Consider the following 23,330-nt stretch of genomic DNA (forward strand, 5'->3'; position numbering starts at 1 on the left):
TTGTCCCGCGCTCTACCCGGCAGTAGCGTGCGCGGCGTGAACCGGGGCAGACGAAGCGTGGCCGCGGTGGCGGCGGTGGTGTCCCTCGGCGGGGCGCTGGTCCTCGGACTGGTGCATCTGGTCCTCGGACTGGCCGCCGAGCGGCAGGAGATGACGATCGGGGGTGTCTCGGCGACGACGATCAGCGTCGGGGCCTGGACCGCGGGCGGGCTTGTCGCGGCGTACCTCCTGGTGTGCGGCGCGCTGCTCGCGCGCGTCGCGGTGCGCGACCTGGCGCCCGGCAGGCTCGCGCGCGCCGCCCTCGCGGGCGCGGCCGTGCTGCACGCGGTGCTCGGCGCGCTGTCGGTCGGCCTGGTGGGCTGGCCCGCGTTCCTCGTGCTGATGGCGGTCTTCGGGCTGCTCATGCTGACCCTGACGCTCTATCCACCCCCGGACGTTCCCCGCGCGCCGGACGCGCCCGGCGTGCCCGGCGACTCAGGCGGCGGGGGCCGCGGGGGCGGCGGCGGTCCAGAGGTCGGTGATCGGGGTCCCGAGCCCGGCCAGCAGGGCGCGCAGGAGGGGAAGGGAGAGGCCGATGACGTTCCCGGCGTTCCCGTCGATCCCGTCGACGAACGGCGCCGACCTGCCGTTGAGGGTGAACGCGCCGGCGACCCGCAGGGGTTCGCCCGTGGCGACGTAGGCGGCGACCTCCGCGTCTGACGGGCTGCCGAACCGCACGGTCGTGGACTCCGTGTCGGCGGCGCGCTCCCCGGACGCGGCGTCGACGACGCAGTGCCCGGTGTGCAGCACGCCCGACCTGCCGCGCATCGCCTTCCAGCGCGCGATGGCGTCCTCCGCGTCCTGCGGCTTCCCGTACGCGCGCCCGTCGAGCTCGAGCACCGAGTCGCAGCCCACGACGAGCGCCCCCGCCGCCTCGGGCCGCGCGGCGACGGCCGCGGCCTTCGCCTCGGCCAGCACGCGCGCCAGCTCGGCGGGCGACGCGGCGCTCACGCCGTCCTCGTCGACGCCGCTGACGATCACCTCGGGCGCGAGCCCGGCCTGCCGCAGCAGGGTCAGCCGGGCGGGCGACTGGGAGGCGAGCACCAAGCGGCGGGTGGGCGTGGGACGTTCCATGGCGGCCAGCGTAACGGGGGCCTCCGACACCGCCGCCCCCGGTTCCGCGGTGCTCCTTCGGCGTCATCTGAGCAGCAGCGTCGCCGCCGTCACCATCGCGACGGCGAGCACCCAGCCCACCCGCCCGAGCATGGCCAGCGCGGTCCGCGCCTCGTCGTCCGGGGCATCGGGGGCGTCCGCCGTCTTCCTCAGGTCCGACCACAGCATGGCGCACAGGCTGCCGCGCGCCGCGCCCGCGCGCCTGAGTACGCGTACTCAGGCGCGCGGGCGCCACCGGGTGCTATGCGCGTGCTACGCGCGCCGGTAGCTGGCGCGCCACGCGGTGGGCCCGGGGGCCGGGAGCGCGCGGGGGAGGTTGTGCGCCGGGGAGGACCACGGCGAGCGGGGGCGCTCGGGGGGCGGCGGGGTCGCGGCGGCCGCCGCGGCGCGCGCCTGGACGACGGCGAGGGCCGCGGCCAGCTCCTCCGCGGTCGGGTTGCCGCGCACGACCCGGATCACGGGTGCTCCTCTCTCGACTTCCTCGGCTTCCTCGGCTTCCTCGAGTCTCTCGACGGGCGGGCTCACAGCGGGATGTTCCCGTGCTTCTTGGGCGGCAGCTGCGCCCGCTTGTTCCGCAGCGCCCGCAGCCCGCGCACCACGTGGCGCCGCGTCGCCGACGGCGGGATCACCGCGTCCACATAGCCGCGTTCGGCCGCGACATACGGGTTGAGCAGCGCGTCCTCGTACTCCCTTGTCAGGCGCGCGCGTTCGGCCTCGCGCTCCTCGTCCGACTCCAGCGCGGCCAGCGTGCGCCGGTGCAGGATGTTGACCGCGCCCTGCGCCCCCATCACCGCGATCTGCGCCGTCGGCCAGGCCAGGTTCAGGTCGGCGCCCAGGTGCTTGGAGCCCATCACGTCGTACGCGCCCCCGAACGCCTTGCGCGTGATCACCGTGATCAGCGGCACCGTCGCCTCCGCGTAGGCGTAGATCAGCTTGGCCCCGCGCCGGATGATGCCGTTGTACTCCTGGTCCGTGCCCGGCAGGAAGCCCGGCACGTCCACGAACGTCAGCACCGGAACGTTGAACGCGTCGCACGTCCGCACGAAGCGGGCCGCCTTCTCCGAGGCGTTGATGTCGAGGCACCCCGCGAACTGGAGCGGCTGGTTCGCCACCACGCCCACCGGGTGGCCCTCGACGCGCCCGAAGCCGGTGATGACGTTCGGCGCGAAGAGCGCCTGCGTCTCCAGGAACTCCCGGTCGTCAAGCACCCGTTCGACCACCTCGTGCATGTCGTACGGCTGGTTCGCCGAGTCGGGCACGAGCGCGTCGAGGTCCTCGTCGTCAGGGGTGAGGGACAGGTCGGCCTCCTCGGGGAAGGCGGGCGGCTCGGAGAGGTTGTTGGACGGCAGGTAGGAGAGCAGCGCGCGCACGTACTCGAACGCGTCCTTCTCGTCGCCCGCCATGTGGTGCGCCACGCCCGACACCGTGTTGTGGGTCCGCGCGCCGCCCAGCTCCTCGAAGCCGACGTCCTCGCCCGTGACCGTCTTGATCACATCGGGACCGGTGATGAACATGTGGGAGGTCTGATCGACCATCACCGTAAAGTCCGTGATCGCGGGCGAGTACACCGCGCCCCCCGCGCAGGGCCCCGTGATCACCGAGATCTGCGGCACGACGCCCGAGACATGGACGTTCCTGCGGAAGATCTCCGCGAACAGGCCGAGCGCCACGACCCCCTCCTGGATCCGCGCGCCGCCGCCGTCGTTGATCCCGATCACCGGGCAGCCCGTCCTGAGCGCGAAGTCCATCACCTTCACGATCTTCTCGCCGTAGACCTCGCCGAGCGAGCCGCCGAACACCGTGAAGTCCTGCGAGTACACCGCGACGGGCCGCCCCTCCACCGTGCCGTAGCCGGTCACCACGCCGTCCCCGTACGGGCGGTTCGCGGCGATCCCGAAGCCGGTCGCGCGATGCCGCGCGAACTCGTCCAACTCGGTGAACGACCCCTCGTCCAGCAGCAGCTCCACCCGCTCCCTCGCCGTCAACTTGCCCTTGGCGTGCTGCTTCTCCACCGCCCTCGCGGACCCCGCGTGCGTGGCCTCCTCCGTCCGGCGCGCCAGATCGGCGATCTTGCCGGCGGTGGTGTGGATGTTCTCGGCCACGGGTGCGCTCCTCGTCGTCGGGGGCTGTCGTCGGGGGTCGCCGTCGAGGGCTCGGACGGCTACCGCTCCGTAGGCTAACCGCGCGCGCCCGCCCCGGAGGTGCGGCGTTGGCCACACCCGTAGGCTGCCCCCATGACCTCACCGGGGAGCCGCTGGTCCGACCTCGACCGTCCACCGCTCAGCGCGCGGGCCCTGCGCCCCGCGATGATCTGGCCCGAGGGCCTGTGGACCCAGCTGGAGATCGTCGAGTCCACCGGATCGACCAACGCCGACCTCGCCGAGGCCGCCCGCGCGGGCCGCGCCTCCGCCGGGACCGTGCTGGTCGCCGAGGAGCAGACCAGCGGGCGCGGCAGGCTGGGGCGCGGCTGGAGCGCGCCGCCGCGCTCCGGGCTGTTCTTCTCGGTGCTGCTCCAGCCCGAGCCGGAGGTCACCACCGAGCGGCTGAGCTGGCTCCCGCTGCTCGCCGGGGTCGCCACCGCGACCGCCGTCGCGCGCGCCGGGGGCGTGGACACCGCCCTCAAATGGCCCAACGACCTGCTGGTGACCGTCGAGGGCGAGGAGCGCAAGTGCGGCGGCATCCTCGCCGAGCGCACGGGCCACGGAACGGTGGTGCTCGGCATCGGCGTCAACGTCTCGCTGCGCGCCGACGAGCTGCCCGTGCCCCACGCGGGGTCGCTGCTGCTCGCCGGGGCCGTCTCGACGGACCGGGACCCGCTGCTGCGCGCGGTGCTGCGTTCGCTCGCCGAGTGGTACACGCGGTGGCTCGCCGCGTGCGGCGACCCGGCGGCGAGCGGCGTGCTCGACGCCTATGTGGCGGGCTGCGCGACGCTCGACCGCCCGGTGCGCGCCGAGCTGCCCGGCGGCGGCGAGCTGCGCGGCACGGCGACGGCGCTCGACGGCGAGGGACGGCTCGTCGTGCGGGCCGCCGACGGCACGCGCCATCCGCTGGCCGCGGCGGACATCGTGCACCTCAGGACGACGTGACATAGGGCACACCTGCCGTAGGGTTGGCCCAGTGCGTGACGCCCCGCGCGGGCGGCGGCGGAGCGGCGAGGGGGAACGACCGTGCCCGCCCATGGGCGCGGCTGAGCGGAACGGTAGGGCGGCAGTGCGCAGCGAAGGGATTCCTCCCCTGAAGGCGGGCGGTGGCCGTGGCCGAGGCTGAGGCGGGCGGCCCGACAGACGACGGCACCGACGTGGCCCCCGGGCCGGTGGACGACGCCGACACCCCCGAGACACCAGAGACACCCGAGAGCATCGCGCTGCGCATCGAGCAGTTGATCATCGGCGCCGAGCGGCAGTACACGCCGTTCCAGGCGGCCCGCGCCGCGGGCGTCCCGATGGACCTGGCCGCGCGGCTCTGGCGGGCGATGGGCTTCCCCGACATCGGCCAGGCCAGGGCCCTGACCGAGGCGGACGTGCTGGCGCTGCGGCGCCTGGCGGGGATGGTCGAGGCGGGGCTGCTGAGCGAGTCGATGGCGATCCAGGTGGCGCGTTCGACCGGGCAGACGACGGCGCGCCTCGCGGACTGGCAGATCGACTCGTTCCTCGAGGGCCTGACGGAGCCGCCCGAGCCGGGGATGACGCGCACCGAGGTGGCGTATCCGCTGGTGGAGCTGCTGCTTCCGGAGCTCGAGGAGTTCCTGGTGTATGTGTGGCGGCGGCAGCTGGCCGCGGCGACGGGGCGCGTGGTGCAGGCGCAGGACGACGAGGAGATGGTGAACCGCCGCCTGGCGGTCGGCTTCGCCGACCTGGTCGGCTTCACGCGGCTGACGCGGCGCCTCGAGGAGGAGCAGCTCGGCGAGCTGGTCGAGGCGTTCGAGACGACGGCGGCCGACCTGGTGGCGGCGCAGGGCGGGCGGCTGATCAAGACGCTGGGCGACGAGGTGCTGTTCGCGGCGGACGACGCGGGCATGGCGGCCGACATCGGGCTGCGGCTCGTGGAGACGCTGGGGGACGACCCGATGATGCCGGAGCTGCGGGTCGGGATCGCGTTCGGGACGGTGACGACGCGCATGGGCGACGTCTTCGGGAACACGGTGAACCTCGCGAGCCGCCTCACGTCGATAGCGCCGAAGGACATGGTGCTCGTGGACGGCGCGACGCGCGAAGAGCTCACGGCGGCGGGCCTCGCGCCGCAGTCGGAGAAGACGGCGGACACGGAGGAGGGCAGAGCGGCGCAGTACCGTTTCGCCTTGCAGCCGCTGTACCAACGCCCCGTGCGCGGCCTCGGCATCGTGGAGCCGTGGTTGCTGAGCCGCCGCACATAGCCCTTGCCGGGCGACCGACGCGCGCGTCGCGCGTGTGTCTGTGGGGGGTTGGGGGGGGCTCGGTACTTCTTTCCGCCGGAGGCGGAGCGCCGGAGCCTTCGCCTCGGGATCGCGGGGCTTGCGCCCCGCGACCCCTTCCGCCGGGGGAGGGGTGGTGCGGCCTGCGGCCGTCGTGGGGGGAGGTCGCTGAGTGGGAGAGGCCCCCGGGCAGGGGTTCCGGGGCGGTGCCCCGCGACCCCTTCCGCCGGGGGCGGTAAAGGGGTGGGTGGGTGGGGGTGTTTCCCCGGCCGGGGGCCGGTGCTTTGCTCGCGGGTTGCGGGGCTGCGCCCCGCGCCTCCTGCCGGGGGCGGTAAAGGGTGGGTGGGTGGGGGAGTTCCCCCCGCCGGAGGCGGTGCCCTTTCGCCGGGGGGGGCCGGGCCACCGGGGTGGGGGGTTCCCGCCCGGAGGGCGGGCGGCGGGGCGCCGCAGGCTACAGGGTGTCTTCCACCGTCATCGGCAGCTTGCGGATCCTGCGGCCCGTCGCGTGGTGGATCGCGTTCGCGATCGCCGCCGCCGTGCCCGACTGGCCGATCTCGCCGACGCCCTTGACGCCCAGGGGGTTCACGACGTGGTCCGCCGTCTCGATCAGGTCCACCGTCACCTCGGGCGTGTCCGCGTGGACGGGGATCAGGTAGTCGCCGAGCGAGGGGTTCGCCCAGCGGCCCGTGGCCGCGTCCATGTGGGTCGCCTCGAGCAGCGCCTGGCTCATCCCCCACAGCATGCCGCTCATCAACTGCCCCTTCGCCGTCCTGGCGTTGAGCACGCGCCCCGGCGCGAACGCCCCCGCCATGCGCCGGACGCGCACGCGTCCCAGCTCGCCGTCCACCGCGACCTCCACGAAGTGCGCCCCCAACGTGATCATCGCCGCGGGCGGTTCGCCCTGGGGCGGCCCGAAGGAGCCATAGGCCTCCGCGTCCGGCTGGAAGTGGCGCGTCAGCAGCTCCGCGTACGACTCGCCCGTGCCCGGGTCGTCCCGCAGGGCCATCCGCCCGTCCACCGGCACCACCGCGCCGGGGTCCGCGCCGTGCAGCGGCGAGCGTTCGTCGGCGACGGCCCGGCCGATCAGCTGGTCGCGCAGCGCGACCGCCGCCAGGTGGACGGCCGAGCCGACCATGGCGGCGCCGGTGGAGCCGACCGTGGAGGCGACGTTGGGCAGGTCGGTGTCGCCGCCCTCGAAGCGGCACCGTTCCACCGGCAGCCCCAGCGCGTCGGCGAGTACCTGCGCCATCGCCGTCGCCGCGCCCGTGCCGAACTCGGCCGTCGCCGCCTGCGCCACCGCGCTGCCGTCCGCGTAGATCCGGGCCCTGGCGCGTTGGGGGTTGCTCGGCGGCACGATCGGGTAGACCGCGGACGCCATCCCGAGCCCGATCGTCCACGGCCCTTCGCGCTCGGGCCGCCCGGCCACGCGCCGGTCCCAGCCGATGCGTTCGGCGCCGCGCTCGTAGCACTCCCGCAGGCCGTGGCTCGACCAGGGCTTGCCGCTCGCCGGGTCGCGGTCGGCGTGGTTGCGCAGCCGCAGCTCCAGCGGGTCGATGTCGAGCCGCGTGGCCAGCTCGTCGAGCGCGCTCTCCAGCGCGAACATCCCCGAGCCCTCGCCCGGGCAGCGCATGAACGTCGGGGTCATGGTGTTGCCGCGCACCAGCCGGTAGACGCCCTCGTGCGCCGGGCACGCGTACACCTGCGCGGGCGCCTCGAGCGACGTCTCCGCCCAGTCGTCGAAGTGCGAGGTGAGCGACAGCTTGTGGTGGCGCAGCGCCGTGAGCCTGCCGTCGCGGTCGGCGCCGAGCGCGATCCTGTGCTCCTGCTCCTCGCGGTGCCCGCACGACGTGAACATCTGCTCGCGCGTCAACGCGAGACGCACGGGCCGCCCGACGTGCCGCGCGGCCAGCGCCGCGAGCAGCGGGTGGTCCCAGGTGCTCGCCTTGGCGCCGAAGCTGCCGCCCACGTAGTGGCTGTACACGCGGATGTCGGCGTGCGGGATGCCGAGCATCACCGAGACGGTGTGCTGCGTGGCGGCCGGGCCCTGTGTCGCGTCGTGGAGGAACAGCCGCCCGCCCTCCCACATCGCCGTGGTCGACGAGGTCTCCAGGGGGTTCTGGTGGTTGGGGGCGAACGTGTACGTCGCCTCGACGCGCACCTCGGCGCGTTCGAGCCCGGCCTCGACGTCGCCGCGCGCGCTGCGCCCTGGGAGGAGGCCGCCGAAGATCTTCTCGGGGACATACGCCTGGTCGCGCCCCTGGTCGAGGACGGCGACCGGGTCCTCCTCGCGGTAGCGCACATGGACGAGGCGGGCGGCGTACAGGGCGCGTTCATAGGTGTCCGCCACGACGACGGCGATGTGCTGCCCGGCGTAGTGGATCCTGTCGTCCTGCATCGGGCAGAACGTCTGGCCGGGCGAGGGCCCGCCCGCGAGCGAGGGCAGCAGGGGCGGCTGGGCGGTGACGCGCGGCAGGTTCTCGTGGGTGAGGACGGCGAGCACGCCGGGGGCGTCGAGCGCGTCGGCCGCGTCGATCGCGGTGATCCGGCCGCGCGCGATCGCCGCGCCGACGAGGACGGCGTGGGTGAGCCCGGGGAGGGAGACGTCGGCGGAGTAACGTGCCGTGCCGGTCGTCTTGGGGCGGCCGTCGACGCGGGGGAGCGGGCGGCCGATGACGGGGGTGGGGGCGGTGGCGGTCATGCGAGGCTCTCCAGGGCTCGGACGACGGCCCGTTGGGCCAGCTCGACCTTGAACGCGTTCATCGGGGTCGGGGCGGCGTCGGCCAGCTCCTCGCGGGCGGCCTCGGCGAACGCCCGCCGGTCGGCTCCGGCGCCGAGCAGGAGGCGTTCGGCGCGCCTGGCCCGCCACGGCTTGGTGGCGACGCCGCCGAGCGCGAGCCGCACGCCGCTGATCCGGCCCTGCTCGAGCTGGAGGGTCGCGGCGACGGAGACGAGCGCGAACTCGTACGAGGCGCGGTCGCGGACCTTCAGATAGGTGGAGTTGCGGGCGGTCGGGGTGTCGGGGATCTCGATCGAGGTGATCAACTCCCCGTGTTCGAGGGGGTGTTCGCGGTGCGGGGTGTCGCCGGGCAGCAGGAAGAAGTCGTCGATGTGGTAGGCGCCGTGCCCCGCGGTCGTGCGGGTGTGCACGCGGGCGTCGAGCGCGGTGAGGGCCACGGCGGCGTCGGAGGGGTGGGTGGCGATGCAGTGCTCGGACGTGCCGAGGACGGCGTGGCCGCGGTTGACGCCGGTGAGCGCGCCGCAACCGCTGCCGGGGCGGCGCTTGTTGCACGGTGACTCGGTGTCGCGGAAGTAGCCGCAGCGCACGCGTTGCAGGAGGTTCCCGCCCATGGTCGCCATGTGGCGCAGCTGGGCCGACGCGCCCGCCTCGAGGGCCTGGGCGAGCAGCGGGTAGCGGGTGCGGACGGCGGGGGCGGCGGCGACGTCGCTCATGCGGGCCAGCGCGCCGATCACGAGGGCGCCGCGGGTCTCCTCGATGCCGGTGAGGGGGAGGTCGTTGATGTCGACGAGGCGGCCTGGCGTGAGGACGTCCTGGCGCAGCAGGTCGATCTCGGTGGTGCCGCCCGCGAGATAGGCGCTCTCGGGGTCGACCGTGACGGCGTGGACGGCGTCGGCGACGGCGGAGGCGCGGGAGTAGGTGAGGGGGCGCATGGTCTCTGGCACCTCAGGAGGGGTCGGACGTCGTGTCACGCACGGCGCGGATGGCGGCGGTGATGTGTGGATAGGTGGCGCAGCGGCAGAGGTTGCCGCTCATCCACTCGCGGATCTCGTCGTCGTCGGAGGCGTGGCCCTCGTCGAGCAGCGCGACGGCCGACATGATCTGGCCCGGGGTGCAGTAGCCGCACTGGAACGCGTCGCAGGCGATGAACTCCCGCTGCATCGGGTGGAGTTCGTCGCCGTCCGCGAGCCCTTCGACGGTGGTGATCGGCCGTCCTTCGCACGCGATGGCCAGGGTCAGGCACGCCAGCACCCTGCGCCCTTCCACGTGCACGGTGCAGGCGCCGCACGTGCCCTGGTCGCAGCCGCGCTTGGCGCCGGTGAGGAGCAGGGAGTCGCGCAGGGCGGAGAGCAGGCTGACGCGGGGTTCGATGTCGACGCGGTGCTCGGCGCCGTTGACCGTGAGGGTGACGGGTACGGGGCCAGGGCCGCGCACGGGGAGCGGCCCGGTGTCGGTGGGGCGGGTCGCCGTGGGTTTCTGGGTGGTCACCGGGCGGACCTCCTCTGGCGTGGTCGCCATATATGTCTGATTGATGAACTTTGGCGCGTATGTGAGTCTACGGAGGTGCCGCTATCGTTCGGCTGGTCCGGCGCGCGCCGGCGCACGAGCTGGCCCGGAGGGAGACCATGGACGAGCGGCGGTACGGGGAGTGGGTCGCGGTGCGGGTGGACGGCCATGTGGCCGAGCTGCTCCTTGACCGGCCCGAGGCGATGAACGCGATCTCGACGGAGCTGGCGCGCGGCGTGACCGCGGCGTGCGGCGAGCTGGCCGTGCACGGGGGCGTGCGCGCGGTGGTGATCAGCTCGACGCAGGCGCGCGCGTTCTGCGCGGGCGCCGACCTGAAGGAGCGCAACGGCCTGAGCGACGAGGAGTTCGGCCGCCACCGCGCGGTGCTGCGGGCGGCGTTCACGGGGGTGCTCGACCTGCCGGTGCCCGCGGTGGCCGCGGTGGAGGGGTTCGCGCTCGGCGGCGGCTACGAGCTGGCGCTCTCGTGCGACCTGATCGTCGCCGACCCGACGGCGGTGGTGGGCCTGCCCGAGGTGACGGTGGGCGTGATCCCCGGCGGCGGCGGAACGCAGCTGCTGCCGCGGCGGGTGGGCGCGGCCAGGGCGGCGGAGCTGATCTTCACGGGGCGGCGGGTGGCGGCGGATGAGGCGCACGCGCTCGGCCTGGTGGACGAGCTGACGGAGCGCGGCGGGGCGCGCGAGGCGGCCCTGGCGCTGGCGGCGCGGATGGCGGCGCACTCCCCGATCGGCCTGCGCGCCGCGAAACGCGCCCTGCGCACCGGCTCGGGCCTGCCCCTCGCGGCGGGCCTCGAGGTGGAGGACGCGGCGTGGCGCACGGTGGCGTTCTCCCCCGACCGGAAGGAGGGCGTGGCGGCGTTCAACGAGAAGCGCGCGCCACGCTGGGCGAAGCCGCCGATCGCGTAGGGGGCGTCAAAGGGCGGGGGGCGGCGCGCCGGTGAGGCGCGCGCTCGTCCGCCACAGGCGCGTACGGGCCTCGGAGTCATACGCCTGCGCGTGGGCCCTGGCCTCGCGGGCGCGGTCGTGGAAGCGCCCGGTGATCCCGGCCATGGCGGGGTCGATGGCGAGGCGGCGGGTGGCGGCCACGCCCTCGTCCAGGGTGTCCACGCTGTGGCCGACCTCGGCGAGCACGATCTTGGTCGGCATGAAGGTGGCCGGGTGGAGGCTGTTGACCGTCACCTCCGCCGCGGGGACCAGGGCGGCGAGGTGGAGGCCGCCCATGATCTGGGCGAGCTTGCTCTGCCCGTATGCCCGCGTCCCCGAGTAGGAGCGTTCGAGCATGAGGTCGTCGAAGTCGATCGGGTGCTGGCCGATCGAGGCGACGTGGACGACGCGGGCGGGCGCGGACGCGCGGAGCAGCGGGAGGAGTTCGAGGGTGAGCAGGAATCCCGCGAGGTGGTTGACGGCGAACCGCAGCTCGTGACCGTCCGCGCTGGTCCCTCGGGTGCGGCCTTCGGGCGCGCCCGCGCCGATGCCCGCGTTGTTCACCAGGACATGCAGCCGGTCCGTCGACGCGCGGACCCGGGCTGCCATGTCCCTGACCTGGCCGAGATCGGCGAAGTCCGCGGTGACGGTGCGGGGGCGCGCCCCGCCGGATGCCGCGCAGCGGTCGGCGGCCCGTTCGAGCCTGGCCGGTGAGCGGCCGTGCAGGATCAGGTCGGCGCCGCGGGCCGCCAGGTCCTCGGCGAGCGCCAGGCCGAGGCCGTCGGTGGCCCCGGTGATCAGGATGGTGGGGGAGCCGGTCAACGGGTGCCTCCCGAGGCGGTGGTGAGGGTGGTCACGAGGTCGTCGGCGAGGGCGTCGTCGAGGGGCTGGCGCGTGGCCATGAGGCGGTACCACAGGGCGCCGAAGACGATGTCGAGCACGACGGGGGGCGCGGGGCTCGCGGGCAGGTCGCCGCGGGCGGCCGCCCGGTCGAGCACCACCTGGAGCGCGTCGCGCCTGCGCCGCAGGAAGTCCGCGCGGAACACCTCGCCGAACTCCGCGTCGATCTGCGCCTGCGCCATCAGCGCGCACAGGATGTCGGCGACGAGGCGCCCGCGGCCGAGCCGGAAGCTGTCGCCGATGAACGCCCGCAGATCCGCCGCGTAGGAGCCGTGGTCCGCGTTGGTGACATACAGGTCGGCCTTGGCCGCCAGCGCCTCGAGCAGCACATGGGCCATCGAGGGCCACCAGCGGTAGATCGTCTGCTTGCCGCAGCCCGCGCGGGCCGCGATGCCCTCGATCGTCAGATCCGCGTAGCCGACCTCGCCGACCAGCTCGAACGCCGCGGCCAGGATCGCCATCCGGCTCTCCTCGCTCCGCCTGCGCCCGCGGCGTGCCGGGGGCGGGGGTTGCTCCATGACCATGGGGGCCAGCTTAAACGAGACGCAACGGTTCGAAAATAGGAGACCCCTCCATGTCCCAGCGCACAGCCCCGGTGGTCGGCGGCACATCGGGCATCGGGCTCGCGACGGCCCGCTTGCTCGCGGCGCGCGGCGCCGCCGTGCACACCGGCCTCCGGCCGGGCGGGTCGGGCGCACCGAGCGGCGGTCTCATGTACGGCGGCTGGCGGTGTGTACCGGCCTCGGGCCCGGCGGGGCTGCTTGCCCGTCGGGTGCTCGCGGCGCTCGCCGTCCCTCCGGCCGGGGGCGCGAGGGGGCGCGCCCTCGCGCGGCCGGACCCCGGCGCGCCAGCGCCGGGGCGTCGGACCCCACCGGAGGTAGACCCGTGTGAACGGCCATAGCCTGGGCGTGTGGGTGACGAGAGGCGGTTGCGGGCCGTCGTGGAGTTGGCGCAGGCGATGGCCGCCGCGCAGGCGCTCCCCGATGTCGCGCTGGCCGCCGCCGCGGGGGCGCGCGAGGCGCTGGGCGGGGCGTTCGCCGCGCTGTCCGTCCTCGACGCCGAAAGGGGCCGCCTGCGGGTCCTCGTCAACGAGGGGGCGCTGGCCGAGGGCGAGGAGGCGTTCCCCGCCGACGAGTCGTACCCCGTCGGCGACTTCCCCGAGATAGCCGGGGAGCCGCGCGCCCGCGTGGAGTCGCTTGCCGAGGGCGCGTCCTCCGATCCGCGCGCCGAGGCGCAGCGCCGGCGCGGCCGCGCGTGCCGCGTCGTCGCGCCCGCCGTCCTGCGCGGCCGGGTCTGGGGGGAGCTCCAGGTGGCGCGCGGCCCCGGCGAGCCGGAGTTCACCGCGCGGGACGCCGACTTCGCCGCCGTGCTCGCCGCCGTCGTGGCCGCCGGGCTCGCGCAGCACGAGCGGCTCGCCGAGGCCAGGCGGCTCGCGTTCACCGACGCGTTGACCGGCCTCGCCAACCGCCGCGCGGTGGACATACGCCTGGACGAGGCCGTGGAGCGGCACCGCTCCACGGGCGCCGTCGTCAGCCTCGTCGTGTGCGACATCAACGGCCTCAAGCGCGTCAACGACACCTATGGCCACGCGGCGGGCGACCGGCTGCTCGAACGGTTCGGCGCGGTGCTCGCCCTGTGCGCCGCCTCCGTCCCCGGGGCGCTCGCCGGGCGGCTCGGGGGAGACGAGTTCTGCCTGCTGGCCGACGGCACGGGGCTCGCCGACGTCGAACGCGCCGCGCGCGACCTGTGCCGCCGCGCGGGCGAGTTGGACGTCGGCTCAGGGGTCGCGTGCGGCATCGCCTCCACCGCCGAGGCCGTGGGGCCCGTGTCCTCCGCCCGCCGCCTCTTCCGGCTCGCCGACGCCGCCCAGTACCGGGCCAAGGCCGCGGGGTCGCGCGAGCCGGTGGTGGCGGGGCGCGGAGGGGCGGGCGGCGAGGCCGTCGCGCTGGCGGACGCGCCCGGTGCGCCGGGTGGCGACCGACGCGGGCTGCGCGGGCGCGCACGCCCGGCGCCCGGCGAGGAAGCCACCCCCCGATGACTGGCGTTGATTCACTCCTTAGGCTTGCTGAATATGGCTATGCATAACAGGGCCGAAGCCCGGCACGACGGGTCCGGTGCCCGCGTCGTCCTCGGCACATCGGGCACCTCGTTCGACGACGTCGTCGCGGTCGCCAGGGGCGGCGCCCCGGTGGAGCTCTCGGCCGAGGCACGCGACGCGATGGCCGCCGCCCGCCGCGTGATCGACGACCTGGCCGCCTCCCCCGAGCCGGTCTACGGCGTCTCCACCGGCTTCGGCGCCCTCGCCGTCCGCCACATCACCCCGGAGCTGAGGGCCAGGCTCCAGCGCAACATCGTCCGCTCGCACGCCGCGGGCATGGGCCCGCGCGTGGAGCGCGAGGTCGTGCGCGCCCTGATGTTCCTGCGCCTGAAGACCATCGCCTCGGGACACACCGGCGTGCGCCCCGAGGTGGCCGCGACGATGGCCGCGCTGCTCAACGCGGGCATCACGCCCGTCGTCCACGAGCACGGCTCGCTCGGCTGCTCGGGCGACCTCGCCCCGCTCGCGCACTGCGCGCTGACGCTGCTCGGCGAGGGCGAGGCCGAGGGCCCCGACGGGGCGCTCAGGCCCGCGGCGGCGCTGCTCGCCGAGCACGGCATAGCCCCCGTCGAGCTGCGCGAGAAGGAGGGCCTCGCGCTGCTCAACGGCACCGACGGGATGCTGGGCATGCTCGTGATGGCGTGCGCCGACCTCGCCCGCCTGTTCACGTCCGCCGACATCACCGCCGCCCTGACGCTGGAGGCGCTGCTCGGCACCGAACGCGTCCTCGCCCCCGAGCTGCACGCCCTGCGCCCCCACCCGGGCCAGGCCACGAGCGCCGCCAACATGCGCCGGGTGCTTGCCGGTTCGGGCCTGACCGGGCACCACCAGGACGACGCGCCCCGCGTGCAGGACGCGTACTCCGTGCGCTGCGCGCCCCAGGTCGCAGGCGCGGGGCGCGACACGCTGGCGCATGCGCGGGCGGTCGGCGAACGTGAGCTGGCCGCGGCGGTCGACAACCCCGTCGTGGTGGAGGGCCGCGTGGAGTCCAACGGGAACTTCCACGGCGCCCCCCTCGGCTACGCCCTCGACTTCCTGGCCATCGCCGTGGCCGACCTGGCGTCGATCACCGAACGCCGCACCGACCGCCTGCTCGACCGGAACCGCTCGCACGGGCTGCCGCCGTTCCTCGCGGACGACGCGGGCGTCGACTCGGGGCTGATGATCGCGCAGTACACGCAGGCCGCGCTGGTCGCCGACCTCAAGCGGCTCGCGGTCCCGGCCTCCGCCGACTCGATCCCTTCGTCCGCGATGCAGGAGGACCATGTGTCGATGGGCTGGGCCGCGGCCAGGAAGCTGCGCACCGCGGTGGACGGGCTGACCAGGGTCGTCGCGATCGAGCTGTACGCGGCGACGCGCGCGCTCGAGCTGCGGGACGGCCTCGGCACCGCGGTGCCGGGCCCCGGCCCGGGGCCCGCGGCGCGCGCGGTGGTGGCGGCGGCGCGCGCGGCGGGCGTTCAGGGGGCGGGGGAGGACCGTTTCCTCGCGCCGGATCTCGCGGCGGCCGAGGCGTTCGTGCGGAGCGGGGCGCTGATCGCGGCCGCCGAGTCGGCGACCGGACCGCTGGAGTGACCGGAGGGATCGGAGTGATCCGGAGTGCGGCGTCGGGGGCGGGGCGGGGACCTGGCCGCTACTGCGACTGCTCGATGTCGCCGACGGGCTGCTCGATGGGGATGACGCGGGAGCCCGGGTCGTCGCCGCCGTCCGCGTAGGTCGAGGGCAGGAACCACCCGACACACAGCGCGCCTGCGGCGACAACGCCGCATATGAGCGTGCGGCGATCCGGAACGCGGGGCTGACCGTCCATGGGGAGCGATGTTACGGGCGAGTGCGGGTCGCGGGGAAGGGGCGGTGTCGCGGGGTCTTACCCTCCGGTCCATGACCGACGACACGCACGACGAGCACGGTGGCCACCGCGACGACCGTGATGAGGTAAGCCGCGACGACCGCTACGAGGACCGTGATGAGCACGGCGATTTGGGGGAGTTGGGGGATTTGGGGGAGTTCGGCGATGACGACGAGCACGGCGACCTGGAGCCCGAGGGCCACTTCGTCCGCGTCCGCGTCGAGATGGTGCTCGAGATCAGCGAGCCCGACGAGCTGATCAGGGCCGCGTGGGCGCGCATCGAGGGCGACGAGCTGATGCCGAGGGAGGAGCGCGACCAGGCGGCGCAGGCCGTCTCGCGCGACGAGGCCGAGGCCGTCGCCTACCTGCTCGACCCGGTGGACCTGGTCGCCGAGGTGCCGGGCGTGATCCTGGCGCAGGCGTCATGGAGCAGCGAATCCGTCGTGTATGACCCCGAGGACTCCTGGGAAGGCGACGACGAGGACTGATGGATCTGACACGGTATGAGTCGAACGTATGAGCTATCGAACGGATTCACCTAGAGTGGAACCGGCTGCCGCCGAAACGACGTTCTTCCCTATGTCCTCCGGGGAGGGCGGCAGCGGACGGAGTAGCGATCAGATGAGGGACGGGATGCGGCGCAAGGGCCTGATGGCGGCGGCGGCGCTGCTCAGCGGGGTGTTGACGCTGACGGCGTGCAGTGGCGGCGGAGACGACGAGCCCTCGGAGGGCTCGGGGTCCGAGCAGAGCGAGGCGGACCGGGCGGCAGAGGATGCCGACACCTCGACGGCGGTGATATCGATCACACCCGATGACGCGGCCGAGGGCGTCGGGATCAACGACGACGTGGCCGTGGCCGTCGAGGACGGGGTGCTCGACGAGGTCGTGATGACGGCGCCCGAGCTGGGCACCGACGTCGCCGGGACGATATCCGACGACCAGCTCACCTGGCAGCCCGACGCCCAGCTGGAGCGGGGCACGCGGTATCAGCTCACCGTGCAGGCCAGCGACAGCGAGGGGCGCGAGGCGCACGAGAGCAGGGCGTTCACGACGGTCTCCCCCGACAACAGCTTCACCGGGTACTTCACGCCCGAGGACGGCGCGACCGTGGGCGTCGGCATGCCCGTCTCGCTCAACTTCGACAAGCCCATCACCGACCGCGCCGCCATCGAGGCGGCCGTCGAGGTCAACGCCAGCAGCGGCCAGGAGGTCGTCGGCCACTGGTTCAGCGACACCCGCCTCGACCTGCGCCCCCAGGACTACTGGCAGGCGAACACCGAGGTCAGCGTCTCGCTCGGCTTCGACGGCCTCGAGGGCTCCGACGGCGTGGTCGGCTGGCAGGACCGCGCCTTCTCGTTCACCGTCGGCCGCTCCCAGATCAGCACCGTGGACGCGGAGAGCTATCAGATGGAGGTCGTGCGCGACGGCGAGACCCTGCGCACCATCCCGATCTCCGCGGGCAGCGAGGAGAACCCCACGTACAACGGCGCGATGGTCATCTCCGAGAAGCTCGTCGAGACCCGGATGAACGGTGCGACCGTCGGGTTCACCGACGACGACGGCGAGGGCGAGTACGACATACCCGATGTCCCGCACGCGATGCGGCTGTCCACCTCGGGCACCTTCATCCACGGGAACTACTGGGCCGCCGACTCGGTCTTCGGCTCCACCAACACCAGCCATGGCTGCGTCGGCCTCAACGACACCCAGGGCGCCGACGACCCCGACACCGACGGGGCGTGGTTCTTCGAGGAGTCCCTGCTCGGCGACGTGGTCACCGTGATCAACTCCCCCGACCGCGAGATCCAGCCCGACAACGGCCTCAACGGGTGGAACATGAGCTGGACCGACTGGCAGGCGGGCAGCGCCCTGTAGAGCCACGGCGTTCCACGGTTCCTTCCCGCGACGCCGCCGCGCCCCCGTCGGGCGCGGCGGCGTCGGCGTCGGGAGGTCCGGCGTCGGGACGCTCAGCGCGCGGAGAACGACCGCTCGCCGTGCACCGCGAGCTCGGCGAGCACCCGCTCGGGGTCGCCCGCCTCGATCAGCTCCAACAGGTGCCGATGGCGGGCCACATGCTTGTCCAGGTCCTCGTAGTACCGCTCGCGCACATAGAGGTTCCGCGCCATGCACAGCAGCAGCTGCCGGTGCAGTGACGCGTAGATCTCGTCGATCCGCCGGTGCCCCGCCACCGCCACGATCGACGCGTGGAAGGCGTATCCGCCCTCCACCAGCGCCGCCCTGTCCTGGGCGCGCGCCGCCTCCTCCATCCGCGCCAGCGCCGCCCGGCACGCCTCGAGGCGCGCGGGATCCCGCACCGGCACGCCGAGCTCGACGGCGGTCCGCTCCAACGCCGAGCGCAGCGTGAGGATTTCGTGCACGTCCTGGTCGGTCAGCGTCGCCACCGTCGCGCCCCGGCGCGGCTGCACCACGATCAGCCCCTCCTGCTGGAGCAGCCGCATCGCCTCGCGCAGCGGCGGCCTGCTGATGCCGAGCCTGTCGGTCAGCGCCAGCTCGATCAGCCGCTCGCCCGGGCCGAGTTCGCCGGAGAGGATCATCGTGCGGATGGCCCCGGCGGCGAGCTGGACGAGGCTCGGGGGGTTCAGCTGCTCGCGCTCGCTTGCGGTCTGGGAAGCCATGGGCCGCCTTTCGGGAAATCGCGGGTGCGCGGTGAACGGACGACAACTCCCATCGTTCCAGGGTCTTGTCACCGGCGGATGCCTATTGTAGACAATAGTTCGCCCGGCCGAGTCGGTCGGGTCCGCAACGACCTGGGATGAGATTCCATGGGAACCGCTGAACTGCTCCGCCTCTTCGACGGCCTGCGGGTCGCCGACGTCCGCGACGGCCTCGACTGGGCCGGACTGCACGCCAAGGGCACCGTGTCGCCCGAGATCAAGCCGCTGTTCCAGGGCGCGAGGATGACCGGCATCGCGCGCACGATGCGCTTCCGCCCCACGGAGAAGGCCGTTCCGCCGCTGACGCCCGAGGAGTACACCGAGTGGGCCGGGCGGTGGTACCGCGACATCTACCCCGACAGGATCACCCCCGTCATCGAGCGCGGGGACATCGTCGTCATCCAGTCCGCGGGGCTGCCGGTCGGCGAGATCGGGTCCAACAACTCCCTTGCCTGGCACGCCGCGGGCGCCACCGGCATCCTCACGAGCGGCGGCGTGCGCGACACCGACGAGTGCGTCATGCAGGGCGTGCCGATCTTCTGCGCCTATCGCGCGCAGAGCATGGTGCAGGGCCGCGTCGAGTTCGACGCGCTCGACGTCTCCGTGGACATCGGCGGGGTGCTGATCCGGCCCGGCGACATCGTCGTCGGGGACGGCGACGGCGTGGTGGCGGTGCCCGTCGAGCACGCCGAGACGGTCGCGACCTACGCCCGCCAGGAGCTGGAGAACGACAAGCGCGGGCGGCGCGCGCTCTACGAGAGGCTCGGCCGTCCGCTCGACGAGACCGTCTGAGCGACCCAAGGGCCGCCCCAAGCCCTCGACTTTCCGCTCCCGACCAGGAAGGACCCACCGCGGTGACGGTGACGCGCGCGACCACGCGGATCGGCTTCGTCGGACTCGGCAACCTGGGCCGCCCCATGGCCGAGGCCCTGCGCGGGGACGGCTGGCGGCTGGCCGTGCACGACCGGGACCGTGAACGGGCCCGTGCGGGCGCGGAGTTCGGGGCCGAGGTCGTCGACTCCCCGGCCGGGCTCGCCGACTGCGGCGTGGTCGCGCTCGCCGTGCCGGACGACGCGGCGGTCGGGGCGGTGCTTGACGAGCTGCTGCCGCGGCTCGCCGAGGGCGCGCTCGTGCTGGTGCACAGCACGGTCCTGCCGGAGACGGCGCGCGCGTTGGCGGCGCGCGCCGCCGAGCGGGGCGTCGCCCTGCTCGACGCGCCGGTCAGCGGGGGCGCCGAGCGCGCCGCCCGCGGCGACCTGGCCGTGATGGTCGGCGGCGAGGCGGCGGCGGTGGAACGCGCCAGGCCCGTTCTCGACACGGTCGGGGGCGAGGTGCGGCACCTGGGCCCCTCGGGCGCGGGGTCCGCGGCCAAGCTCGCCAACCAGCTGATGATGTTCGCCGCGCTGGCCGGGGCCCACGAGGCCATCGACCTGGCGGCCGCCCATGGGATCGCCGAGCGGGACGTGCTCGCCGCGGTCGCGGGCGGGTTGGGCGACTCGTGGGTGGCCCGGAACTGGGGCTTCTTCGACGAGGTCGCCTCCGCGTACGACGCGGGTGGGACGCCCGTGTCGGAACGCCCGTGGAGCAAGGACCTGTGGGAGGTGACCGCGGCGGCCCGCGCCGCGGGCGTCACCCTCCCGCTGGCCGGGCTCCTCGCCCAGATCATGGCCGACCGCGTGGAGTCCCACGCGGAAGCGGCCAGGTCCGCCCGGTGCCGCTGAGCCCCAGCGCGCCGCGCGTCGCGACCAACTCCCCTGCGGAGGCTGTGCGATGAAAGAGAACGACACGGGGGGACCCCATGTCCCCCGGGGCCGCGGAAGAGCCGTGGCCGACACCGAGGGCGGCGCCGAGGGCCGCCCCAGAGCCGACACCAAGGGCAGCCCCAAGAGCAGCGCCAAGGGCAGTACCAAGGGGAGCGCCGAGCACAACGCGGCCGCCTACGCGTTCCTCACCCCCTGGCTCATCGGGATGCTGGTCTTCACGATCGGCCCGATGCTCTTCTCCCTCTATCTGGCGTTCACCCGCTACGACCTGGCCGACCCTCCCGAGTGGATCGGCCTGGAGAACTTCCGGCGGATGTTCACCACCGACCCGAGGTTCCTGACCTCGGTCGACGTCACGCTCACCTATGTCCTGTGGTCGGTGCCGCTGCTGCTCGTGGTCTCGCTGGCCCTGGCGATGGTGCTCAACCGCGGGCTGCGCTTCCTGTCCGGCTACCGCGCGCTGTTCTACATGCCGTCGCTCATCGGCGGCAGCGTCGCCGTGGCCGCGCTGTGGCGGCAGATATTCGGCGAGGAGGGCATCGTCAACAAGGCCCTGGCGTTCGTCGGCATCGACCACGGCAGCTGGGTCGGCGACCCGGCGTCCGCGCTGTACACGATCGTGGTGCTCCAGGTCTGGACGTTCGGCTCGGCGATGGTGATCTTCCTGGCCGGGCTGCGGCAGATCCCGCGGGAGCTGTACGACGCGGCGGCGGTGGACGGGGCGAGCGCCTGGCGCAGGCTCCGCAGCGTCACGCTGCCGATGCTCTCGCCGCTGGTGTTCTTCAATCTGCTGCTCGGGGTCGTCAACGCCTTCCAGGCGTTCACGGGCGCCTATGTCGTCAGCAACGGCACCGGAGGGCCCGCCGACTCCACCCTCTTCTACACCCTCTACCTCTACGAACAGGGCTTCGCCCAGCTCAACATGGGCTACGCGGCGGCCATGGCCTGGGTCCTGGTCCTCGGCCTCGCGGTCTTCACCGGGCTCCTCTTCCTCAGCTCCCGGTACTGGGTCCACTACGGAGACGAACGATGACCGCGACAACCGCCGCGCGCCCCCCGCGCCCCCCGCACACCACCCGCCCCCCGCGCACGCGCCGGCTGCTGTTCGGCAACCGGCCCACGCGCAACCCGTTGCTCCGCGCGATCGCCAGCCACAGCGTGATGATCATGGCGCTGGTGCTGATGCTCTATCCGCTGCTGTGGATGGTCGGCGCGTCGTTCCGCCCCGACAACCAGGTCTTCACGACGCTCGGCCTGTGGACCGGCGACGTCACCACCGAGAATTACACCAACGGCTGGGGCGGCGGCGACCAGCTCAACTTCTCGCGGTTCTTCCTCAACTCACTGACCCTGACGGTCCTGTCGATCGTCGGCAACCTGATCAGCTGCTCCCTGACCGCCTACGCGTTCGCCCGCCTCGAATTCCGGTTCAAGAGAACGCTGTTCGCGCTCGTCATCGGCACCCTGCTGCTGCCGTACCACGTCACGCTGGTGCCGCAGTACATCCTCTTCAACCAGCTGGGCTGGGTGAACACGTTCCTGCCGCTCGTGGTGCCCAAGATCATGGCGACGGACGCGTTCTTCATCTTCCTGATGGTCCAGTTCATCCGCGCCCTGCCCACCAGCCTGGACGACGCCGCCCGCATCGACGGCTGCGGCCACTGGGGGATCTTCCGCCGGGTCGTCGTCCCGCTGTCGATCCCGGCCCTCGGCACGACGGCGCTGTTCACGTTCATCAACACCTGGAACGACTTCCTCGGCCCGATGCTCTACCTGACCGAGCCGGACACCTGGACGGTCTCGCAGGGGCTCGCGTCGTTCCTCGACGCCACGGGCCAGTCCGAGTACGGCTCGCTGTTCGCCATGTCCACGCTCTCGCTGGTGCCCGTGGTCGGCTTCTTCATCGCCGCCCAGCGGCTGCTGATCGAGGGCATCGCCACCACCGGGCTCAAGTGAGGGGATCCACGATGCGACGCACGGCACGTCCACGGGCGGTCATCGCCGCCGCGCTGCTCGCCCTGCTCGCCGGGGGCTGCGGCCAGCCGATGCCGGACCACTCGCCCCAGGAGCTGCGCGGCCAGGGCGAGATCGGCGGCGACATCCGCTTCTCGTGGTGGGGCTCCGCCTCGCGCAACGAGCGGACCAACGAGGTCGCCGACCTGTTCGAGGAGGAGTTCCCCGGCACCGACGTCAAGCGCGAGGCCGCCGACTGGGGCAACTACTTCAAGCGCCTCAACGTCCAGGGCGCGGGCCGCAACATGCCCTGCGTCACCCAGCTCCAGGCCCGCACGCTCGGCGACTTCACCGCGCGCGACGCGCTGCTCCCGCTCGACCCGATGATCGAGTCGGGCGCGATCGACGTGAGCGACATCCCCGAGCCGGTCCTCGACACCGGGCGCGGCCCCGACGGCGCGCTCTACATGCTGCCCACGGGCGCCGCCTACGACGCGCTCACGGTCAACGCCACGCTCGCCGACGAGGCCGGGGCCGCGCTGCCCGACGGCGCCTACACGTGGGAGGACTACGCCGACTTCCTGCGCGCCGCCGACGCGGGGCTCCCCGATGACATCGCCCCGGTCAACTACCAGGGCGGCCTGCCCAACTTCTTCATCGCCTATGTCGAGGGCCTCGACCAGGACCTCTTCGACGGCCAGCGGCTCGGCTTCGACAAGCGACTGCTCGCCGACTACTGGGACATGTGGGTCGGCCTGCACGAGGAGGGCCTGACCAACTCGCCCGCCGAGGTCGCCGAGCAGCCCCCTTCGCCCGAGGCGGGCTATGTCGCCCAGGGCGACGTCATGAGCGACAGCGGCCCTGGCAACGCGCTCACCCCCGTGCAGAACGCCCTCGACGGCGCGCACCCTGGCCAGGAGGTGGTCACCCTGCCGCTGCCGAGCGGCCCCGAAGGGCGCACGGGCAACGTGCTGATCTCCTCCGGCATGTCCATCCCGCGCAACTGCGACAACGTGCCCACGGCCGCCGCGTTCATCGACTTCTGGGCCAACGACGAGCGCGGCGGCGACACCTACGCGTCCGACAACGGCGCGGTCACGAACACCCGCCTGCTGCAACGCCAGCTGGACGACCCCGAACTGCCCGACCTCAAGAAGCGCGAACTCGCCCTCTACCAGGAGATCGTGGACCGCGACCCGGCCAGCCTCCTCTATCCGCCGGGCTACATGGCGGTCTTCGAGTCCGCGTTCAGCCGCGCGTTCGACGACGTGGCCTTCGGCAAGAAGACGGTCCCCGAGGCCGTGGACGCGTTCTTCGCCGAGGCCAACGCGGGCCTCGCCACCTGACCTCCGACCTCAGGAAGAGACAC

Annotated in this window: 23 protein-coding genes and 1 pseudogene; 13 read left to right on the forward strand and 11 right to left on the reverse strand. The window is 73.6% G+C overall.

The features are described 5' to 3' along the window. Positions 1-474: 474 nt before the first annotated feature. The 4 genes from D7318_RS30650 to D7318_RS30660 all read right to left on the reverse strand — a co-directional run bounded on the left by D7318_RS30650 (position 475) and on the right by D7318_RS30660 (position 3,254). Positions 475-1,113: a Maf family protein gene (locus D7318_RS30650; protein WP_120700543.1), complete on the reverse strand. Its 639-nt coding sequence runs from the start codon at positions 1,111-1,113 to the stop codon at positions 475-477. Positions 1,114-1,176: 63 nt separating this feature from the next. Beyond that, positions 1,177-1,320: a morphogenic membrane protein MmpB gene (mmpB, locus tag D7318_RS33165; protein ID WP_183091473.1), complete on the reverse strand. Its 144-nt coding sequence runs from the start codon at positions 1,318-1,320 to the stop codon at positions 1,177-1,179. Positions 1,321-1,404: 84 nt separating this feature from the next. After that, positions 1,405-1,611, reverse strand: a complete 207-nt coding sequence (locus D7318_RS30655) for an acyl-CoA carboxylase epsilon subunit (RefSeq protein ID WP_120700517.1) — start codon at positions 1,609-1,611, stop codon at positions 1,405-1,407. Positions 1,612-1,673: 62 nt separating this feature from the next. Next, positions 1,674-3,254, reverse strand: coding sequence for an acyl-CoA carboxylase subunit beta (locus D7318_RS30660; RefSeq protein WP_120700518.1), 1,581 nt, complete (start codon positions 3,252-3,254; stop codon positions 1,674-1,676). A gap of 132 nt (positions 3,255-3,386) precedes the next feature. On the opposite strand from D7318_RS30660, the gene D7318_RS30665 reads away from it, so the two are divergent. Both D7318_RS30665 and D7318_RS30670 read left to right on the forward strand, forming a co-directional pair. Continuing rightward, complete coding sequence (locus D7318_RS30665; RefSeq protein WP_120700519.1) at positions 3,387-4,238, forward strand: biotin--[acetyl-CoA-carboxylase] ligase; 852 nt, start codon at positions 3,387-3,389, stop codon at positions 4,236-4,238. Between the two features lie 167 nt (positions 4,239-4,405). Beyond that, complete coding sequence (locus D7318_RS30670; RefSeq protein ID WP_120700544.1) at positions 4,406-5,524, forward strand: adenylate/guanylate cyclase domain-containing protein; 1,119 nt, start codon at positions 4,406-4,408, stop codon at positions 5,522-5,524. Between the two features lie 469 nt (positions 5,525-5,993). Here D7318_RS30670 and D7318_RS30675 read toward each other — a convergent pair whose 3' ends face one another. Genes D7318_RS30675 through D7318_RS30685 form a run of 3 tightly spaced genes read right to left on the reverse strand, consistent with a single transcriptional unit; the run spans position 5,994 to position 9,767 of the window. After that, a complete protein-coding gene (locus D7318_RS30675; protein WP_120700520.1) occupies positions 5,994-8,240 on the reverse strand; it encodes a xanthine dehydrogenase family protein molybdopterin-binding subunit in 2,247 nt (748 codons plus the stop codon). After that, the gene (locus tag D7318_RS30680; protein ID WP_120700521.1) at positions 8,237-9,211 is read right to left on the reverse strand and encodes an FAD binding domain-containing protein; all 975 of its coding nucleotides are present in this window, start codon (positions 9,209-9,211) and stop codon (positions 8,237-8,239) included. Before D7318_RS30680 ends, D7318_RS30675 begins: the two co-directional genes overlap by 4 nt. Before the next feature lie 13 nt (positions 9,212-9,224). Beyond that, complete coding sequence (locus tag D7318_RS30685; RefSeq protein WP_230424263.1) at positions 9,225-9,767, reverse strand: (2Fe-2S)-binding protein; 543 nt, start codon at positions 9,765-9,767, stop codon at positions 9,225-9,227. Positions 9,768-9,904: 137 nt separating this feature from the next. Between D7318_RS30685 and D7318_RS30690 the strand changes: the two genes are divergently transcribed. Then, complete coding sequence (locus D7318_RS30690; RefSeq protein ID WP_120700523.1) at positions 9,905-10,708, forward strand: enoyl-CoA hydratase/isomerase family protein; 804 nt, start codon at positions 9,905-9,907, stop codon at positions 10,706-10,708. A gap of 6 nt (positions 10,709-10,714) precedes the next feature. Here D7318_RS30690 and D7318_RS30695 read toward each other — a convergent pair whose 3' ends face one another. Further along, positions 10,715-11,548 carry an SDR family NAD(P)-dependent oxidoreductase gene (locus D7318_RS30695; RefSeq protein WP_120700524.1) on the reverse strand — a complete coding sequence of 278 codons (834 nt, stop codon included), beginning with the start codon at positions 11,546-11,548 and terminating at the stop codon, positions 10,715-10,717. Then, entirely contained in the window at positions 11,545-12,087 is a 543-nt protein-coding gene (locus tag D7318_RS30700) for a TetR/AcrR family transcriptional regulator (RefSeq protein ID WP_230424266.1), read from the reverse strand. Before D7318_RS30700 ends, D7318_RS30695 begins: the two co-directional genes overlap by 4 nt. Before the next feature lie 113 nt (positions 12,088-12,200). On the opposite strand from D7318_RS30700, the pseudogene D7318_RS35080 reads away from it, so the two are divergent. The 3 genes and pseudogenes from D7318_RS35080 to hutH all read left to right on the forward strand — a co-directional run. Next, a pseudogene (locus D7318_RS35080) lies at positions 12,201-12,305 on the forward strand (SDR family oxidoreductase); the annotation flags it as partial. Positions 12,306-12,536: 231 nt separating this feature from the next. Further along, positions 12,537-13,664: a GGDEF domain-containing protein gene (locus tag D7318_RS30710; protein WP_120700526.1), complete on the forward strand. Its 1,128-nt coding sequence runs from the start codon at positions 12,537-12,539 to the stop codon at positions 13,662-13,664. Between the two features lie 33 nt (positions 13,665-13,697). Then, the gene (hutH, locus tag D7318_RS30715; protein WP_230424267.1) at positions 13,698-15,296 is read left to right on the forward strand and encodes a histidine ammonia-lyase; all 1,599 of its coding nucleotides are present in this window, start codon (positions 13,698-13,700) and stop codon (positions 15,294-15,296) included. A gap of 58 nt (positions 15,297-15,354) precedes the next feature. On the opposite strand, the gene D7318_RS33170 is transcribed toward hutH, so the two are convergent. Then, entirely contained in the window at positions 15,355-15,531 is a 177-nt protein-coding gene (locus D7318_RS33170) for a hypothetical protein (RefSeq protein ID WP_183091474.1), read from the reverse strand. 71 nt (positions 15,532-15,602) lie between these two features. Here D7318_RS33170 and D7318_RS34395 point away from each other — a divergent pair, with 71 nt between their 5' ends. Continuing rightward, positions 15,603-16,058, forward strand: a complete 456-nt coding sequence (locus D7318_RS34395) for a hypothetical protein (protein ID WP_230424269.1) — start codon at positions 15,603-15,605, stop codon at positions 16,056-16,058. A 133-nt stretch (positions 16,059-16,191) separates the two neighbouring features. Next, positions 16,192-17,445 carry a L,D-transpeptidase family protein gene (locus tag D7318_RS30725; RefSeq protein WP_120700528.1) on the forward strand — a complete coding sequence of 418 codons (1,254 nt, stop codon included), beginning with the start codon at positions 16,192-16,194 and terminating at the stop codon, positions 17,443-17,445. A 92-nt stretch (positions 17,446-17,537) separates the two neighbouring features. Here D7318_RS30725 and D7318_RS30730 read toward each other — a convergent pair whose 3' ends face one another. Beyond that, the gene (locus tag D7318_RS30730) at positions 17,538-18,206 is read right to left on the reverse strand and encodes a GntR family transcriptional regulator (RefSeq protein WP_120700529.1); all 669 of its coding nucleotides are present in this window, start codon (positions 18,204-18,206) and stop codon (positions 17,538-17,540) included. Positions 18,207-18,353: 147 nt separating this feature from the next. Here D7318_RS30730 and D7318_RS30735 point away from each other — a divergent pair, with 147 nt between their 5' ends. The 5 genes from D7318_RS30735 to D7318_RS30755 all read left to right on the forward strand — a co-directional run bounded on the left by D7318_RS30735 (position 18,354) and on the right by D7318_RS30755 (position 23,307). After that, a complete protein-coding gene (locus D7318_RS30735) occupies positions 18,354-19,037 on the forward strand; it encodes an RraA family protein (RefSeq protein WP_120700530.1) in 684 nt (227 codons plus the stop codon). Positions 19,038-19,099: 62 nt separating this feature from the next. Beyond that, a complete protein-coding gene (locus tag D7318_RS30740) occupies positions 19,100-19,966 on the forward strand; it encodes an NAD(P)-dependent oxidoreductase (RefSeq protein ID WP_220729891.1) in 867 nt (288 codons plus the stop codon). Between the two features lie 103 nt (positions 19,967-20,069). Then, positions 20,070-21,041: a carbohydrate ABC transporter permease gene (locus D7318_RS30745; RefSeq protein ID WP_220729893.1), complete on the forward strand. Its 972-nt coding sequence runs from the start codon at positions 20,070-20,072 to the stop codon at positions 21,039-21,041. Next, on the forward strand, positions 21,038-21,964 hold the full coding sequence (locus D7318_RS30750) for a carbohydrate ABC transporter permease (protein WP_120700532.1): 927 nt from the start codon (positions 21,038-21,040) through the stop codon (positions 21,962-21,964). Before D7318_RS30745 ends, D7318_RS30750 begins: the two co-directional genes overlap by 4 nt. An 11-nt stretch (positions 21,965-21,975) precedes the next feature. After that, on the forward strand, positions 21,976-23,307 hold the full coding sequence (locus D7318_RS30755) for an ABC transporter substrate-binding protein (RefSeq protein ID WP_120700533.1): 1,332 nt from the start codon (positions 21,976-21,978) through the stop codon (positions 23,305-23,307). The last annotated feature ends 23 nt before the right edge of the window (positions 23,308-23,330 follow it).

The sequence above is a fragment of the Streptomyces radicis genome (assembly GCF_003626575.1).
GTDB classification, from domain to species: Bacteria; Actinomycetota; Actinomycetes; order Streptomycetales; family Streptomycetaceae; genus Streptomyces; species Streptomyces radicis.

What these genes read in the sequence shown, in the direction of transcription:
- D7318_RS30650 (WP_120700543.1), bottom strand. Translation starts at nt 1,113, where the DNA reads ATGGAACGTCCCACGCCCACCCGCCGCTTGGTGCTCGCCTCCCAGTCG.
- mmpB (WP_183091473.1), bottom strand. Translation starts at nt 1,320, where the DNA reads ATGCTGTGGTCGGACCTGAGGAAGACGGCGGACGCCCCCGATGCCCCG.
- D7318_RS30665 (WP_120700519.1), top strand. Translation starts at nt 3,387, where the DNA reads ATGACCTCACCGGGGAGCCGCTGGTCCGACCTCGACCGTCCACCGCTC.
- D7318_RS30675 (WP_120700520.1), bottom strand. Translation starts at nt 8,240, where the DNA reads ATGACCGCCACCGCCCCCACCCCCGTCATCGGCCGCCCGCTCCCCCGC.
- D7318_RS30680 (WP_120700521.1), bottom strand. Translation starts at nt 9,211, where the DNA reads ATGCGCCCCCTCACCTACTCCCGCGCCTCCGCCGTCGCCGACGCCGTC.
- D7318_RS30690 (WP_120700523.1), top strand. Translation starts at nt 9,905, where the DNA reads ATGGACGAGCGGCGGTACGGGGAGTGGGTCGCGGTGCGGGTGGACGGC.
- D7318_RS30700 (WP_230424266.1), bottom strand. Translation starts at nt 12,087, where the DNA reads ATGGCGATCCTGGCCGCGGCGTTCGAGCTGGTCGGCGAGGTCGGCTAC.
- hutH (WP_230424267.1), top strand. Translation starts at nt 13,698, where the DNA reads ATGGCTATGCATAACAGGGCCGAAGCCCGGCACGACGGGTCCGGTGCC.
- D7318_RS33170 (WP_183091474.1), bottom strand. Translation starts at nt 15,531, where the DNA reads ATGGACGGTCAGCCCCGCGTTCCGGATCGCCGCACGCTCATATGCGGC.
- D7318_RS34395 (WP_230424269.1), top strand. Translation starts at nt 15,603, where the DNA reads ATGACCGACGACACGCACGACGAGCACGGTGGCCACCGCGACGACCGT.
- D7318_RS30725 (WP_120700528.1), top strand. Translation starts at nt 16,192, where the DNA reads ATGAGGGACGGGATGCGGCGCAAGGGCCTGATGGCGGCGGCGGCGCTG.
- D7318_RS30730 (WP_120700529.1), bottom strand. Translation starts at nt 18,206, where the DNA reads ATGGCTTCCCAGACCGCAAGCGAGCGCGAGCAGCTGAACCCCCCGAGC.
- D7318_RS30735 (WP_120700530.1), top strand. Translation starts at nt 18,354, where the DNA reads ATGGGAACCGCTGAACTGCTCCGCCTCTTCGACGGCCTGCGGGTCGCC.
- D7318_RS30750 (WP_120700532.1), top strand. Translation starts at nt 21,038, where the DNA reads ATGACCGCGACAACCGCCGCGCGCCCCCCGCGCCCCCCGCACACCACC.
- D7318_RS30755 (WP_120700533.1), top strand. Translation starts at nt 21,976, where the DNA reads ATGCGACGCACGGCACGTCCACGGGCGGTCATCGCCGCCGCGCTGCTC.